Origin of the sequence: Protaetiibacter intestinalis, assembly GCF_003627075.1 — a bacterium.
Lineage (GTDB): Bacteria > Actinomycetota > Actinomycetes > Actinomycetales > Microbacteriaceae > Homoserinibacter > Homoserinibacter intestinalis.
The window spans coordinates 1,025,842-1,039,693 of record NZ_CP032630.1 but is presented as its reverse complement, the minus strand read 5'-3'; the positions used below and the strand labels follow the sequence as shown (position 1 = coordinate 1,039,693).

At 71.3% G+C, this 13,852-nt stretch carries 16 protein-coding genes and 3 tRNA genes; 14 read left to right on the top strand and 5 right to left on the bottom strand.

Annotated elements, in window-relative coordinates; genetic code table 11:
- Window positions 1-9: 9 nt before the first annotated feature.
- Complete coding sequence (locus D7I47_RS05055) at window positions 10-726, bottom strand: hypothetical protein (protein WP_157981640.1); 717 nt, start codon at window positions 724-726, stop codon at window positions 10-12.
- Between the two features lie 197 nt (window positions 727-923).
- Here D7I47_RS05055 and D7I47_RS05050 point away from each other — a divergent pair, with 197 nt between their 5' ends.
- Genes D7I47_RS05050 through D7I47_RS05035 form a run of 4 tightly spaced genes read left to right on the top strand, consistent with a single transcriptional unit; the run spans window position 924 to window position 3,304 of the window.
- Window positions 924-1,922, top strand: coding sequence for an intradiol ring-cleavage dioxygenase (locus D7I47_RS05050; RefSeq protein ID WP_120762031.1), 999 nt, complete (start codon window positions 924-926; stop codon window positions 1,920-1,922).
- A gap of 26 nt (window positions 1,923-1,948) precedes the next feature.
- A complete protein-coding gene (locus D7I47_RS05045) occupies window positions 1,949-2,134 on the top strand; it encodes a Sec-independent protein translocase subunit TatA/TatB (RefSeq protein WP_120762030.1) in 186 nt (61 codons plus the stop codon).
- Window positions 2,131-2,928 carry a twin-arginine translocase subunit TatC gene (gene tatC, locus D7I47_RS05040; protein WP_227000868.1) on the top strand — a complete coding sequence of 266 codons (798 nt, stop codon included), beginning with the start codon at window positions 2,131-2,133 and terminating at the stop codon, window positions 2,926-2,928. The genes D7I47_RS05045 and tatC overlap by 4 nt, the downstream gene beginning before the upstream one ends.
- 1 nt (window position 2,929) lies before the next feature.
- Window positions 2,930-3,304 (top strand): twin-arginine translocase TatA/TatE family subunit, encoded by a 375-nt coding sequence (locus D7I47_RS05035; RefSeq protein WP_227000866.1) that lies wholly within the window; start codon window positions 2,930-2,932, stop codon window positions 3,302-3,304.
- 82 nt (window positions 3,305-3,386) lie between these two features.
- Here the strand turns inward: D7I47_RS05035 and D7I47_RS05030 are convergent.
- From D7I47_RS05030 to D7I47_RS05020, 3 genes are all read right to left on the bottom strand, one after another.
- Window positions 3,387-3,459, bottom strand: a tRNA-Phe gene (locus D7I47_RS05030).
- Window positions 3,460-3,517: 58 nt separating this feature from the next.
- Window positions 3,518-3,591: transfer RNA gene (locus D7I47_RS05025), tRNA-Asp, on the bottom strand.
- Between the two features lie 21 nt (window positions 3,592-3,612).
- Window positions 3,613-3,688, bottom strand: a tRNA-Glu gene (locus tag D7I47_RS05020).
- 304 nt (window positions 3,689-3,992) lie between these two features.
- Between D7I47_RS05020 and D7I47_RS05015 the strand changes: the two genes are divergently transcribed.
- Both D7I47_RS05015 and D7I47_RS05010 read left to right on the top strand, forming a co-directional pair.
- Window positions 3,993-5,213, top strand: coding sequence for a M23 family metallopeptidase (locus D7I47_RS05015; RefSeq protein ID WP_120762028.1), 1,221 nt, complete (start codon window positions 3,993-3,995; stop codon window positions 5,211-5,213).
- Window positions 5,206-6,513 carry a C40 family peptidase gene (locus D7I47_RS05010; RefSeq protein WP_157981639.1) on the top strand — a complete coding sequence of 436 codons (1,308 nt, stop codon included), beginning with the start codon at window positions 5,206-5,208 and terminating at the stop codon, window positions 6,511-6,513. Before D7I47_RS05015 ends, D7I47_RS05010 begins: the two co-directional genes overlap by 8 nt.
- A 1-nt stretch (window position 6,514) precedes the next feature.
- Here the strand turns inward: D7I47_RS05010 and D7I47_RS05005 are convergent, their stop codons facing one another.
- On the bottom strand, window positions 6,515-7,003 hold the full coding sequence (locus tag D7I47_RS05005) for an inorganic diphosphatase (protein WP_120762026.1): 489 nt from the start codon (window positions 7,001-7,003) through the stop codon (window positions 6,515-6,517).
- A gap of 42 nt (window positions 7,004-7,045) precedes the next feature.
- Between D7I47_RS05005 and tilS the strand changes: the two genes are divergently transcribed.
- The 8 genes from tilS to D7I47_RS04965 all read left to right on the top strand — a co-directional run bounded on the left by tilS (window position 7,046) and on the right by D7I47_RS04965 (window position 13,687).
- The gene (tilS, locus tag D7I47_RS05000; RefSeq protein ID WP_120762025.1) at window positions 7,046-8,140 is read left to right on the top strand and encodes a tRNA lysidine(34) synthetase TilS; all 1,095 of its coding nucleotides are present in this window, start codon (window positions 7,046-7,048) and stop codon (window positions 8,138-8,140) included.
- Between the two features lie 89 nt (window positions 8,141-8,229).
- On the top strand, window positions 8,230-8,781 hold the full coding sequence (gene hpt / locus D7I47_RS04995; protein WP_120762024.1) for a hypoxanthine phosphoribosyltransferase: 552 nt from the start codon (window positions 8,230-8,232) through the stop codon (window positions 8,779-8,781).
- 177 nt (window positions 8,782-8,958) lie between these two features.
- The gene (gene ftsH / locus D7I47_RS04990; RefSeq protein WP_120762023.1) at window positions 8,959-10,983 is read left to right on the top strand and encodes an ATP-dependent zinc metalloprotease FtsH; all 2,025 of its coding nucleotides are present in this window, start codon (window positions 8,959-8,961) and stop codon (window positions 10,981-10,983) included.
- A gap of 6 nt (window positions 10,984-10,989) precedes the next feature.
- Complete coding sequence (folE, locus tag D7I47_RS04985; RefSeq protein WP_120762022.1) at window positions 10,990-11,577, top strand: GTP cyclohydrolase I FolE; 588 nt, start codon at window positions 10,990-10,992, stop codon at window positions 11,575-11,577.
- Entirely contained in the window at window positions 11,574-12,374 is an 801-nt protein-coding gene (gene folP / locus D7I47_RS04980; protein ID WP_227000864.1) for a dihydropteroate synthase, read from the top strand. The genes folE and folP overlap by 4 nt, the downstream gene beginning before the upstream one ends.
- Window positions 12,361-12,729 carry a dihydroneopterin aldolase gene (gene folB / locus D7I47_RS04975; RefSeq protein WP_227000862.1) on the top strand — a complete coding sequence of 123 codons (369 nt, stop codon included), beginning with the start codon at window positions 12,361-12,363 and terminating at the stop codon, window positions 12,727-12,729. The genes folP and folB overlap by 14 nt, the downstream gene beginning before the upstream one ends.
- A complete protein-coding gene (folK, locus tag D7I47_RS04970) occupies window positions 12,726-13,211 on the top strand; it encodes a 2-amino-4-hydroxy-6-hydroxymethyldihydropteridine diphosphokinase (protein ID WP_120762020.1) in 486 nt (161 codons plus the stop codon). Before folB ends, folK begins: the two co-directional genes overlap by 4 nt.
- Window positions 13,208-13,687 carry a DUF3180 domain-containing protein gene (locus D7I47_RS04965; protein ID WP_120762019.1) on the top strand — a complete coding sequence of 160 codons (480 nt, stop codon included), beginning with the start codon at window positions 13,208-13,210 and terminating at the stop codon, window positions 13,685-13,687. Before folK ends, D7I47_RS04965 begins: the two co-directional genes overlap by 4 nt.
- Window positions 13,688-13,852 lie beyond the last annotated feature (165 nt).

Sequence of the window (13,852 nt, the reverse complement as noted above, 5' to 3'; positions counted from 1 at the left end):
GCGGGGAGGCTAGGCACGGGCCAGTCGGTTCTTCTCCGGTAGCCGCCCGCCTCCGAGGCTTCGAACGGGCGGAACGAAGACAAGAAGGTTCACGAGCACGAAAACGCCTGCCCATGCCCATATCGCTCCATGGACCCAACCCTGCGCGGCCTGGTCGGCGATGTGGCCCAGCATGCCTCCCGGTCCGATCGCGATGACGATCCCCGCGGCAAGCGCGGCGCCAGCCAAGGCGGCGAAGAGGGCGATGCTCGCCATGCCTCCCAAGCGGTTCTTCGCATACGCCCCCGTGTCAACGGGAGCGGCCAGCAGGCTCTCCCAGAGGAGGATGTCCGAATTGGTGGGATCGCTCGGATCAGCGCTTGCCGCCCGTCCACGACTCCACGCCAGCTCTCGCTCTCGGAGAAAGTGGCCTGCGCGTTCCATACGGAACAGTTCACCCAACCAGATCCCGAACGCGCACGCGACGACCACCGGCGTAATCATTCCCAAGAGGGCGAAGGCGGCGACGTTGATGCCCATGCGGCCTGGTTCGTCAAGATCCTTGAGCGCGGCGGCCGCCGCGACGGACGCCGCGATGAGAATGCCCACCGTTGCGAGCGTCCACTGCAGGATCGTCTGCTGATTCTGTTTCGCGGAGAGTGATTCGTTCCGTAGAGACACATACTCCTGAACGATCAGTTCGCGTATGTAGGGCGGGGCGTCCGGTCGACGCGAGGGCCAGTTCACGCGGCCACCATGTCCGTCGCCTCCGCCGCCATCTCCCTTATCGGCAACTTCGACGCCGATCATCTGCTCGACGGGGCTCCGGGGCGGGGGCTCCCAGCTCCCTCCGAACCTCTCCAAGGTGCTGCATATCCGCGGCAGGGCTTCGGCCCAGGGCCGCCCGGGATGGTGGCTGCACACCGACACGAGAGGAGACGACGGTGAGCAGAATCCCCGAACCCGAGAACACCCCGGAGGGCCCCCGCTACGAGGGCCGACTCCTCGACCGGGCAGACGACGAGGTCGTCGACCAGGGCGCTCCGTTCGACATGCGCACGCTCATCACGCGACGCGGCCTGCTGGGCGTCGGCGTCATCGGGGCGAGCGCCGTGGCGCTCGCGGCGTGCACGCCGGCCGGCACCACCTCGAGCGGTGACACCGCATCCGGGGGCGGCACGACGACGACCACGACGAGCGACGGCGAGATCCCGGAGGAGACGAACGGCCCCTACCCGGCCGACGGTACCAACGGCCTCAACGTGCTCGAGGAGTCGGGCATCGTGCGCAGCGACATCACGACGAGCCTCGACGGCGGCAGCGCCGTGGAGGGCGTGCCGCTGTCGCTCACCTTCACCGTGACCGACATGGTGAACGACGTGCCCTTCGAGGGCGTCGCCCTCTACGCGTGGCAGTGCGACGCGCAGGGCCTGTACTCGATGTACTCGGAGGGCGTCGAGGACGAGACCTACCTGCGCGGCATCCAGGTGGCCGACGCGAACGGGCAGTTGACGTTCCAGACGATCGTGCCCGGCTGCTACACGGGGCGCTGGACCCACATCCACTTCGAGATCTACCCGGATGCGGCATCCGCCACCGACGTGACGAACGCGATCGCGACCTCGCAGCTGGCGTTCCCGCCGGAGATGCTCGGCGACGTGTATGCGCTCGACGCCTACGCGGGCTCGGCCGAGAACCTCGCGGGCGTCGGCACCCAGATCTCGGACGACGACATCTTCGCGGAGGGCGACTGGAGCCTGCAGGTGGTCACCATCTCGGGCGACGTCGACAGCGGCTACGTGGGCTCGCTCGCGGTCGGGGTCGACACGACCACGGCGGCCGACCGCGGCGGTTCGGGCGGCGGCGGCATGGGTGGCGGCCAGGGCGGCGAACCGCCGTCGGGCGGCGGCCAGGGCGGCCCCGGCGAACCCCCGAGCAACTGATCCCCTGAACGGAAAGTGAGACGACCATGTTCCAGAACCTGACCGGGTGGCACGCCCTCATCGTGCTCGCGATCGTGCTGCTGATCTTCGGCGCCGCGAAGCTGCCGGCGCTCGCCCGCAGCGTGGGCCAGTCGGTGCGCATCCTCAAGACCGAGGCGGCCGACACCGAGCCGGCGCCGACGGCACCGGCGACCGCGGACCGGGCGTCATGACCACGGCCGCCGCCGAGGCGCCCCGGATGCCGCTCGGCGCGCATCTGCGGGAGGCGCGTCGGCGGACGGCCTGGTCGGCGGTCGCGCTGCTCGTCGGCGCGGTCGCCGGGTTCCTGCTCGCGGAGCCCATCCTCGAGCTGCTGCGCGCGCCGATCGAGCAGCTCGCCGAGTCGCGCAACGCGAGCCTCAACTACGACAGCGTGACGGGCGCCTTCGACCTGCGGGTCAAGATCGCGGTCGTCGCCGGCATCGTGCTCTCGAGCCCCGTGTGGCTCTTCCAGCTGCTCGCCTTCCTGGCGCCGGGGCTGAGCCGGCGCGAGAAGCGCTACGTGTTCGGCTTCCTCGGGGCGGCCGTGCCGCTGTTCCTCGGCGGATGCGTCACGGGCTTCCTGATCTTCCCGCACGTCGTCGAGCTGCTCGCCGGTTTCGCCTCGAGCGACGACAGCACGCTGCTGCAGGCCTCCGACTACGTCGACTTCGTGGCGAAGCTCGTGCTCGCGACGGGGGTGGCGTTCGTGCTGCCGGTGTTCCTCGTGGTGCTGAACCTCATGGGCCTGCTGTCGGCGCGGTCGATCGCGCGCAGCTGGCGCTACAGCGTCGTCGCGATCGTCGTGTTCAGCGCGCTCGTGACGCCGGCCGCCGACGTGCTGTCGATGTTCCTCGTCGCGGTGCCGATGGCGGTGCTGTTCGCCGCGGCGCTGCTCGTGACCTGGTTGCACGACCGTCGCGTGGCACGGCGTGCGCTGACGGATGACGTGGTGCCGGTCGCGGTCGGCGCCGGATCGGGGGTGTGACGTGTTCGGTCTGTCGCTCGAGAAGTTCGTGCTGGTGGCGATCATCGCCGCGTTCCTGCTGGGGCCGGAGCGCCTGCCGGTGCTCGCGCAGCGGGCGGGTGATCTCATCCGCGGGCTGCGGGGCTTCGTCGAGAGCTCGCGCACGCGCCTGGAGGAGGAGGCGGGCATGACCCGCGCCGACTGGGAGGCGCTCGACCCGCGCCGCTACGACCCGCGCCGCATCGTGCGGGAGGCGCTCGAGGGCTCCCCGGATGCCGCGGCCGACGTCGCACCCGATCCCGCGCCCCCGGCATCCGAGCCCGCCCGCGTGCTGGCGAGGCCGAGCTCTCGCACCGCCGGTTCCTCCGGCCACCCCACGCGGCTCTTCGGGCCGTGAGGCCCTGCGCGTCAGGGGTCGCCCGCCGCACCTCACGCCCCGCGGATGACGAAAGCCCCCGCGGGGCGGGGGGCTTCGAGAGTGGCTCCGACGGGCGTCGATCCCGTGACCTCACGATTTTCAGTCGTGCGCTCTACCAACTGAGCTACAGAGCCTCAGCGGTCGCCCGCTGATTGTGCAAGAGCCTCCCCTTTCGGAAAGGCTCTCGACCAGCGACCCTGACGGGACTTGAACCCGCGACCTCCGCCGTGACAGGGCGGCACGCTAACCAACTGCGCTACAGGGCCTTGCGTATTGAGTTGTTCGGTTGGTGACCCCAACGGGATTCGAACCCGTGCTGCCGCCGTGAAAGGGCGGTGTCCTAGGCCACTAAACGATGGGGCCGTGACGGCGGACCGCACAGCAACCGAGGGTCAAGCATACGTGGCATCCGCCCTTAACGCGAATCGGCCCGGCAGCCGTGCCGCCACTCCGTGAGAGTACGTACTTTTGGGCCCGACGCGCCGCCGCGGAGCCCAAAAGTACGTACTTTCGCGGAGAGGGCGCGCCGCGCCCGGAAAGTTCGACCCATGCTTGAAGCTTGGGGATGGCCCGCGCTCCTGGTCAGTGCGGATGCCTGTTGCTACTGTGATGGATGTTGCTCATGTGACATAAGGGTCGGGGTGGCCGTCACGGGGATCGGGGAGACATGAACCACCGAGGTCGAAAGGCCGGGCGCGCGCGCGGGCGGACGCGGGTCACCGCGCTCGCCGCAGCCACCGCATCCGCGGTGCTCGTGGCCACCCTGGGTGCCACCTCCTCGGTGGCAGCCCCCGCCGACTTCCCCAGCTGGTCCGACGTGCAGGCCGCCAAACGCGACGAGGCCGCCGCGAAGACGCAGCTCGCGAGCCTCAACGCCGCCATCACCGCCGCCCAGGTCGAGGTCGACCGCACGCAGGCCGAGGCGGAGGCGCGCGGCGCCGAGTACGCCGTCGCCCAGCAGGCCTACGACGAGCAGGTGATCGTCACCCAGAAGGTGCAGGAGCAGCAGGCTGCCGCACAGGCGGAGGCCGACCAGGCCCAGCGCGACTCCGCCCAGCTCATCGCGAGTCTCGCCAAGCAGGGCAGCACCGATTCGACCGTCGAGCTGCTCGGCGACACGGGAGGTGCCGAAGGCTACCTCTACCGCATCGGGGCGATGCAGAAGATCACCGAGCGCACCGACGCCGTCTACGAGAAGGCCGTGCAGCTGCAGAACACCGCGAAGGCGCTCGCCGACCAGGCCGCCGTCGCCGAGGCGAAGCTCGACGAGCTGAAGAACGACGCCGAGGCCAAGTTCCTCGTCGCGCAACAGGCCCAGGTGGTGGCGCAGCAGAAGTACGACGAGCTGCAGGAGGCCAAGGCGAAGGCCGAGGCGCTCGTCGCCTACCTCACCGACAAGCGCGAGGTGACCGAGGCCGACTACCTGGAAGGCATCCGCCAGCAGTGGGGCTCCGGTGCCGCGGGCGAGGTGAGCGCCCAGGGTTGGGCGCGGCCGTCGGCCGGCGTCATCCGCAGCAACTACGGCATGCGCGTGAACCCGGTGACCGGGGCGTACATCCTGCACACCGGCGTCGACCTCGGCGCCGCCTGCAACGCGCCCATCTACGCCGCGCACGCGGGCACCGTCGTCTACGCCGGATGGCTCGGCACGTGGGGCAACTACATCGAGATCGACCACGGCGACGGCACCGACACGGGCTACGCGCACATCGTGAGCGGCGGGATCGGCGTGAGCGTCGGGCAGACCGTCGGACCCGGCCAGCTGATCGCCAAGGTCGGCACCACCGGCCAGTCGACCGGCTGCCACCTGCACTTCATCACCCGCATCAACGGCAAGACGACCAACCCGGTGCCGTTCATGCGCGATCGGGGGATCACCCTTGGCTGACCGGGCAGCCGGCTCGAAGCCGACCCCCCGCCGGAGCACGGCGGGGCAGGCCGGCAAGGCCGCCGTGTCGATCGCCGCGGCCTTCGCGCTGACCGCGACGGGCGGGATGCCGGCCGTCGCGGCGCCGCGCGTGGACTACCCGACCTGGGCCGAGGTGCAGGCGGCGAAGCAGAACGAGGCCGCCAAGAAGGCCGAGGTCGCCAAGATCGAGCAGATCGTGAACGAGCTGCAGGCGCAGGCCGACGCCCTCGCCAAGGTGGCGATGGAGAAGGCCGAGGATGCCCTCATCGCCCAGTCCGACCTCGAGGCGGCCGAGGCCAAGACCGCCCGCCTCGCCGAACAGCTCGCCGCCGCGCAGGAGCGCGCCGACTCGTCCGCGGCACTCGCCGCGAGCCTCGTCGCCCGCCTCGCCCGCAGCGGCGGAGAGGACACGAGCGCGATGCTCGCGTTCTCCTCGCAGGCGGATGCCGACCGGCTGCTCTCGCGGCTCGGCACGATGTCGAAGCTCACCGAGTCGTCGACGGCGCTCGTCGAGAAGGCGCTCTTCGACAAGCGGACCGTCTCGTCGCTGACCGACGAGGCCACCGTCGCCGAGGAGGAGCGCCGAACCCGCGCCGCCGCCGCCGACCAGGCGCAGGCGGATGCCGAGCAGGCGGCCGCCCAGGTGGAGGCGCAGGCGCAGGAGCAGGCCGCCAACCGCGAGGTGCTCTACGCGCAGCTCGCGAGCCTCAAGGGCACCACGGCGACGCTCGAGCAGCAGTATGCGGAGGGGGTCGCCGCGGAGGCGGCCGCCCAGGCCGCGGCGGCCGCAGCAGCGGCGGCAGCTGCCGCAGCGGCGGCGGGGGGTTCGGGCGGATCCGGCGGTTCGTCCGGAGGCTCCTCCGGCGGCTCGGCCCCCGTGCCGGTCGCGTCCGCCGTCGCGGGTGCGATTGACTACGCGAAGGCGCAGCTCGGCGAGCGCTACGTGCTCGGCGGCATGGGCCCCGACGTGTGGGACTGCTCGGGCCTCACCAAGGCGGCCTACGCATCCGTCGGCGTCTACATCGGCACCCACAGCTCGACCGACCAGTACAACTACATGGCCCGGCAGGGGCGCCTCGTGCCATACAGCCAGGCCCAGCCCGGCGACCTCATCTTCTACTCGGACGGCGGATCGGCATCCGTCGCCCGCAAGTACCACGTCACCATCTACCTGGGCGACGGCATGATGATCGAGGCCCCGAACCCGAGCGTGCGGGTGCGCATCGTTAAGGTGCGCACCTCGGACCTCGTGCCCTATGTGGGGCGCCCGACCGGCTGACTCAGTGGGTCGGCACGTAGGCCACGATGCCGGCCTGCACGATCGCCTCGGCGTCGGCCGCGTTGCCCCAGCCCTCGGTCTTGACCCACTTGCCGGGCTCGAGGTCCTTGTAGTGCTCGAAGAAGTGCTCGATCTCCTTGCGGGTGTACTCCGGGATGTCGTCGACGTCCTGGATGTGCACCCAGCGCGGGTCCTTGGCGGGCACGGCGATGACCTTCGCGTCGGAGCCGCCGTCGTCGGTCATGTTGAACACGCCCACGGGACGCACCTTCACGCCGACGCCCGGGAACAGCGGGTACTCGAGCAGCACGAGCACGTCGACCGGGTCGCCGTCGAGGCCGAGGGTGCCCTCGAAGTAGCCGTAGTCGGTGGGGTAGACGAAGCCCGTGAAGAGCACGCGGTCGAGGAAGACGCGCCCGGTCTCGTGGTCGACCTCGTACTTGTTGCGGCTCCCCTTCGGGATCTCGATGACGGCGGGGTACTCGGCCATGGTGTCTCCTGTAGGGCGCGGATGTCGGTCTAACGTTAGCCGATGGCCTCCGACTCCCCGCGTCCGCGTCTGACGCCCGCCCGCGCCGACATCCGCCGCGCCGTGCGCGAGTCGCTCGCCGACCTCGCGGCGTCCCCGAACCATGTCGAAAATGCAGGAGATTCTGCAGCGCCCCGCGGTATCCGCGGAGCAGCGGGCGCGTCGGCGGGCGAATCTCCTGCATTTTCGACATCACCGCTCGTGCTGGTGGCGCTCTCGGGCGGGGCGGACTCGCTCGCGCTCGCGGCGGCGACCGCCTTCGAGGCGCCGCGCGCCGGCATCCGCGCGGGGGCGGTGGTGGTCGACCACGGGCTGCAGGAGGGCTCGGATGCGGTGGCCGCGCGCGCCGCGGAGCAGGCCCGCGCGCTCGGCCTCGACCCGGTCGTCGTGACGCGCGTCGAGGTGGGCGGCGGGGGCGGCCTGGAGGCGGCGGCGCGGGATGCGCGCTACGCCGCGATCTTCGACGCCGTGCGCGAGACGGGCGCCCGCCTCGCGATGACCGCGCACACCCTCGACGACCAGGCCGAGACGGTGCTGCTGGGCCTCGCCCGCGGGAGCGGCGGGGGGAGCCTCATGGGCATGACGGCGGATGCCGGCCTGTTGCGCCGCCCGCTGCTCGGCATCCGCCGCGCGGCGACCCGGCAGGCGTGCCTCGACGAGGGGCTCGAGCCGTGGGACGACCCGCACAACACCGACACGTCGTACGCGCGCGTGCGGGTGCGCGAGCGCGTGCTGCCGGTGCTCGAGGCGGAGCTCGGGCCGGGCGTCGCCGAGGCGCTCGCCCGCACCGCCGAGCAGGCCCGCGAGGACGGCGAGGCCTTCGCGCACCAGATCGAGGAGTTCATCGAGGACATCTGCGAGCCCGCGGAGGCCGGGGTCGCCGTCGCGGTCGCCGCGCTCGCCGCGAACCCGGCTGCGCTGCGGCAGCGCGTCATCCGCTACGTCGTGCTCGCCGAGTTCGGGGTGTCGCTCACGCGCGCCCACACGCTCGAGGTGGCGCGGCTCGTGACCGACTGGCACGGCCAGGGGCCCATCGACCTGCCGGGCCTCACCGCCCGCCGCGAGGGCCCGCTCCTGGTCTTCTCCGCCGCCGGATGATGCGCGTGGCGCGGTTTCGGCCGGATGGCATCCGCGCGCGCCCGCCATCCGGCCGAAACCGCACCGCCGCACGGAAGTAGGCTGAAGCCATGGAGCCGGCCGAGATCCAGGGTGACCTGACCGAGGTGCTGCTCAGCGAGGCCGACATCCACCAGCGGATCGCCGAGCTGTGCCGCGAGATCGAGCGCGACTACGAGGGGCGCGAGCTGCTCGTCGTGGGCGTGCTGAAGGGCGCGGTGATGGTCATGGCCGACCTCTCGCGCGAACTGCGCCGCCACGTGCAGATGGACTGGATGGCGGTGAGCTCCTACGGGGCCGGCACCCAGTCGTCGGGCGTCGTGCGCATCCTCAAGGACCTCGACACCGACCTCACCGACCGCGACGTGCTCATCGTCGAGGACATCATCGACTCGGGCCTCACCCTCTCCTGGCTGCGCGAGAACCTCGAGAGCCGGGGTGCCGCATCCGTCGAGATCTGCGCCCTGCTGCGCAAGCCCGAGGCCGCCAAGGTCGACGTCGACGTGAAGTACGTCGGCTTCGAGATCCCCAACCACTTCGTCGTCGGCTACGGCCTCGACTACGCCGAGCGCTACCGCAACCTGCGCGCCGTCGGCATCCTCGCCCCCCACGTGTACAGCTGATCGGTCAAACGCTGCAGCGTTGGGCCGGTGGCGGCAGCGATCGCCGTAGCGGAGGGCAAAGCGCTGCAGCGTTTGACCCCTCCGCCTTGGGCGAACGTGGAGGCGGCGTCAAGCGGGCGGGCGGTAGCCTGAGGGGCACGTCTTTCGAGGAAAGGAGCGGGCGCGAGCCCGCCTCACATGGACTTCAAGCGCATCTTCCGCGGCCCGCTCATCTACATCGTGCTGGGCGCGATCATCCTGGTGGTGGGTTTCAACCTGCTGACCGCGGCCGGCGGGTTCAAGCAGATCACCACGCAGCAGGGCCTCGAGCTGCTCGGCGGCTCGACGGTCGAGTCGGTCAAGGTGGTCGACGGCGAGCAGCGCGTCGACCTCACCCTCTCGAAGGCGTTCGTCACCGACGACAAGGTCGACAAGGGCACCTCGGTGCAGTTCTACTACGTCACCCCGCGCGGTGACGAGGTGATCGCCGCCATCAACGCGGCCAAGGACGTGACGTTCGACGACGAGGTTCCGCAGACCAACTGGTTCACGAGCCTGCTCGGCATCCTCATCCCGTTCCTGCTCATCGGCGTGATCTTCTGGTTCCTGTTCAGCTCGATGCAGGGCGGCGGCAACCGCGTCATGCAGTTCGGCAAGTCGCGCGCGAAGCTCGTCTCGAAGGAGAGCCCCAAGGTGACCTTCGCGGATGTCGCGGGCGCCGACGAGGCGGTCGAGGAGCTCGAGGAGATCAAGGACTTCCTCAAGGACCCGGCGAAGTTCCAGGCCGTCGGTGCGCGCATCCCGAAGGGCGTGCTGCTGTACGGCCCTCCCGGCACCGGCAAGACGCTGCTCGCACGCGCGGTCGCGGGCGAGGCGGGCGTGCCGTTCTACTCGATCTCCGGTTCGGACTTCGTGGAGATGTTCGTGGGCGTCGGCGCGAGCCGCGTGCGCGACCTGTTCGACCAGGCCAAGCAGAACGCGCCGGCCATCATCTTCGTCGACGAGATCGACGCGGTCGGCCGGCACCGTGGTGCGGGTCTCGGCGGCGGTCACGACGAGCGCGAGCAGACCCTCAACCAGCTGCTCGTCGAGATGGACGGCTTCGACGTGAAGACGAACGTCATCCTCATCGCGGCCACCAACCGTCCCGACATCCTCGACCCGGCGCTGCTGCGCCCGGGCCGCTTCGACCGCCAGATCGGCGTCGACGCGCCCGACCTGAAGGGCCGCGAGAAGATCCTCGAGACGCACGCCAAGGGCAAGCCGATGTCGAAGAACGTCGACCTGGCCGTGCTCGCGCGCAAGACCCCGGGCTTCACGGGCGCCGACCTCGCCAACGTGCTCAACGAGGCCGCCCTCCTCACGGCCCGCAGCAACGCGCAGCTCATCGACAACCGTGCGCTCGACGAGGCCGTCGACCGCGTGATGGCCGGTCCGCAGCGCCGCACGCGCGTCATGAAGGACAAGGAGAAGCTCATCACGGCCTACCACGAGGGCGGTCACGCGCTCGCGGCGGCGGCGATGCGGCACACCGACCCGGTGACGAAGGTCACCATCCTGCCGCGCGGCCGGGCCCTCGGCTACACGATGGTGCTGCCGCTCGAGGACAAGTACTCGGTCACCCGCAACGAGCTGCTCGACCAGCTCACCTACGCGATGGGCGGCCGCGTCGCCGAGGAGATCGTCTTCCACGACCCCACGACGGGTGCCTCGAACGACATCGAGAAGGCCACCGCGACAGCCCGCAAGATGGTCACCGAGTACGGCATGAGCTCGAACATCGGCGCGGTCAAGCTCGGCCAGTCGCAGGGCGAGGTGTTCCTCGGCCGCGACATGGGCCACCAGCGCGACTACTCCGAGGAGCTCGCCGAGAAGGTCGACGACGAGGTGCGCCTCCTCATCGAGCAGGCGCACGACGAGGCGTACCAGGTGCTCACCGAGAACCGCGACATCCTCGACCGGCTCGCGCGCGAGCTCATCGAGAAGGAGACGCTCGACCACAACCAGCTGGCCGACATCTTCGCGGATGTGCGCAAGCTCCCCGAGCGCCCGCAGTGGCTCTCGAGCGAGTCGCGGCCGATCAGCGACCTGCCCCCGATCGACATCGCCGCCTCGGCGCCGGTGGACGAGGGTGCGGTGGATGCCGGGGTCGACTCGGAGCCGCCGACGAAGCCGAAGCGCGCGCCGCGCCCCCGCCAGACCCCCGGCATCGCGCCCGCGTAGGCGACCGTGTCGATCGACTCGGGACGCATCGAGGCGGCCGTCGTCGAATTGCTGCACGCGATCGGCGAGGATCCGGCGCGGCCGGGTCTCGTGGCGACCCCGCGACGCATCGCCGAGTCGTACGCCGAGCTGTTCGCGGGCGTCGACGAGGATCCGCTCGTGCACCTCGCGGATGCCGCCGAGTTCACGGCGGGCGACGCGGTCGGCGAGCTGGTGCTCGTGCGCGACATCGCGTTCCGCTCGACGTGCGAGCACCACCTGCTGCCGTTCACGGGGGTCGCGCACCTCGCGTACCTGCCGGCCGGCCGCATCGTGGGTCTCGGCAAGCTCGCCCGCGTGGTCGAGACGCTGAGCTCGCGCCCGCAGTTGCAGGAGCGCCTCACCGACCAGATCGCCGACACCCTCGAGCGCGGTCTCGAGCCGCGCGGCGTGCTCGTCGTGATGGATGCCCGGCACGGCTGCGTGACGGCGCGCGGCACCCGGCAGGCCGACTCGACGACGGTCACCGTCGCGGGGCGCGGTGCCCTCGCCGACCCGGGTGCGCAGGCGGGCGTGCTCGCCCTCATCGGCGCCGGCGGCGGGGGGTCGGCGTGACCGAGATCCTCGGCATCCTCAACGTCACCCCCGACTCGTTCAGCGACGGCGGGCGGTGGGAGAAGCTCGACGACGCCGTGCGGCACGCCGCGAGGATGCACGAGGCGGGCGCCCGCTGGATCGACGTGGGCGGCGAGTCGACCCGCCCCGGTGCGGTCGCGATCGATCCCGCCGAGGAGCAGGCGCGCGTCATCCCGGTCGTGCGGGCGCTCACCGACGCGGGCATCCCGGTGTCGATCGACACCCGCAACGCCGAGACGGCGCGTGCCGCGGTCGCGGCCGGCGCCACGATGATCAACGACGTCTCGGGCGGGCTCTACGACCCGCACATGGCGTACGCGGCGGCCGAGTCGGGCGTGCACTTCGTCGTCATGCACTGGCGCGGCGGGGTGGATGTCGAGCCCTCGTACATCGACGTCGTCTCGGAGGTGCGCACCGAGCTGCGCGCCCGCGTCGCCGAGCTCGTGGTGATCGGGGTGCCGCAGGAGAAGATCGTCATCGATCCGGGCCTCGGCTTCGCGAAGACGGCCGAGCACAACTGGGAGCTGCTGCGCCGCCTCGACGAGCTGACGCCGCTCGCCCCGGTGCTCGTCGGGGCGTCCCGCAAGCGGTTCATCGGGCGCCTGCTGCCGGCGAACGCGCCGCTCGGCAAGCGCGATGCGCCGACCGCCACCATCAGCGCCCTCGCCGCGCGCTCGGGCGCGTGGGGTGTGCGCGTGCACGACGTCGCCGCGACGCGGCTCGCGCTCGACGTGTGGGAGCACTGGGAGTCGGGGGGTCGCGTTGACCGCTCGTGACGAGATCGCCCTCACCGGACTGCGGGCGATCGGCTACCACGGCGTGCTGCCCGAGGAGCGGGTCGAGGGCCAGCTGTTCATCGTCGACGTCGTGCTCCAGCTGTCGCTCGCCGCGGCCGCCGCGGGCGACGACCTGACGGCCACGGTGCACTACGGCGAGCTCGCCGCGCGCGTCGTGAAGGCGGTCGAGTCGGACCCTGTCGACCTCATCGAGACGGTCGCCGAGCGTGTCGCGCAGATCGCCCTGTCGTACCCGGTCGTGGATGCCACGACCGTCACCGTGCACAAGCCGAGCGCGCCGATCACGGTGCCCTTCGCGGATGTGAGCGTCACGATCCGCCGGAGCCGCGCGTGAGCGCCGGCACGGCCGCCGTGGTGGCGTTCGGCGCGAACCTGGGCGATCGCGCCGCGACGATCGAGGCGGCCGCGGCCGAGCTCGCCGCGACGGAGGGGGTCGAGCTCGTCGCGATCGCGCCGACCATCGAGACCCCGGCCGTGCGCCCGTACGGGGTCGACCTCGACGCGCCCGCCTACCTCAACACGGTCGCGCTCGTGCGCACGACGCTCGACGCCGCCGAGCTCTTCGCCGTGCTCGCCGCCCTCGAGGATGCCCACGGCCGCACCCGCGCCGAGCGCTGGGGCGATCGCACGCTCGACCTCGACCTCATCTCCTTCGGCGAGCTCGAGCAGGACGATCCGCGGCTGACCCTGCCGCATCCGCGCGCCCACGAGCGCGACTTCGTGCTGCGCCCGTGGCTCGTCGTCGACCCGCTCGCGACGATCCCGGGCCGCGGTCGCGTCGACCGGCTGCTGGCCGGACTCGGGGGCGTGTCGTGACCCGCACGCGCCCCGGGCTGCTCGTGGTGCTCGTGCTCGCGAGCGCGATCGGCGCCGTGCTGCTGCAGCTGGGGCTGGCGAGCGTCGGGCTCTCGAAGATCGTGCCGCAGGTGACGCTCTCGGTGACCCTCGTGCTCATCGCGGTCATCGTCGTGGTGCTCGCGCTGCCGGTGCGCCGTGCGACGCGGGGTGCCGGGACGGATGCCGCCAAGCGGCGCGTCGACCCGTTCTACGCGACCCGGGTGCTGCTCATCGCGAAGGCCTCGGCGGTCGCGGGCGCCCTGCTCGGCGGCGCCGCGGTGGGCCTCGTGATCGAGCTGCTCATCCGTCCGGTGAGCGCCGTCGGCACCGTCTGGGCGGGCGTCGCGATGGTGGTGGCGTCGGTGCTGCTGCTCACCGCGGGGCTCGTCGCGGAGGGCTGGTGCGCCGTTCCGCCGGACGACGAGGACAAGACCTCGACCGGCGCCCACGCCTGAGCGAACACGCCCCTGACCAGGGAGTTTCATTGATGCGTTGCAAATGGTGACGTTCACATGTTAACGTCACCATCGCAACACATCCCCGAGGCGATGCTCAAGGACGAGTACACAGCGCAGACGCAGCGAAGCGTCCGGAAGGCATTCCTCACCCGCCAAGGAAGG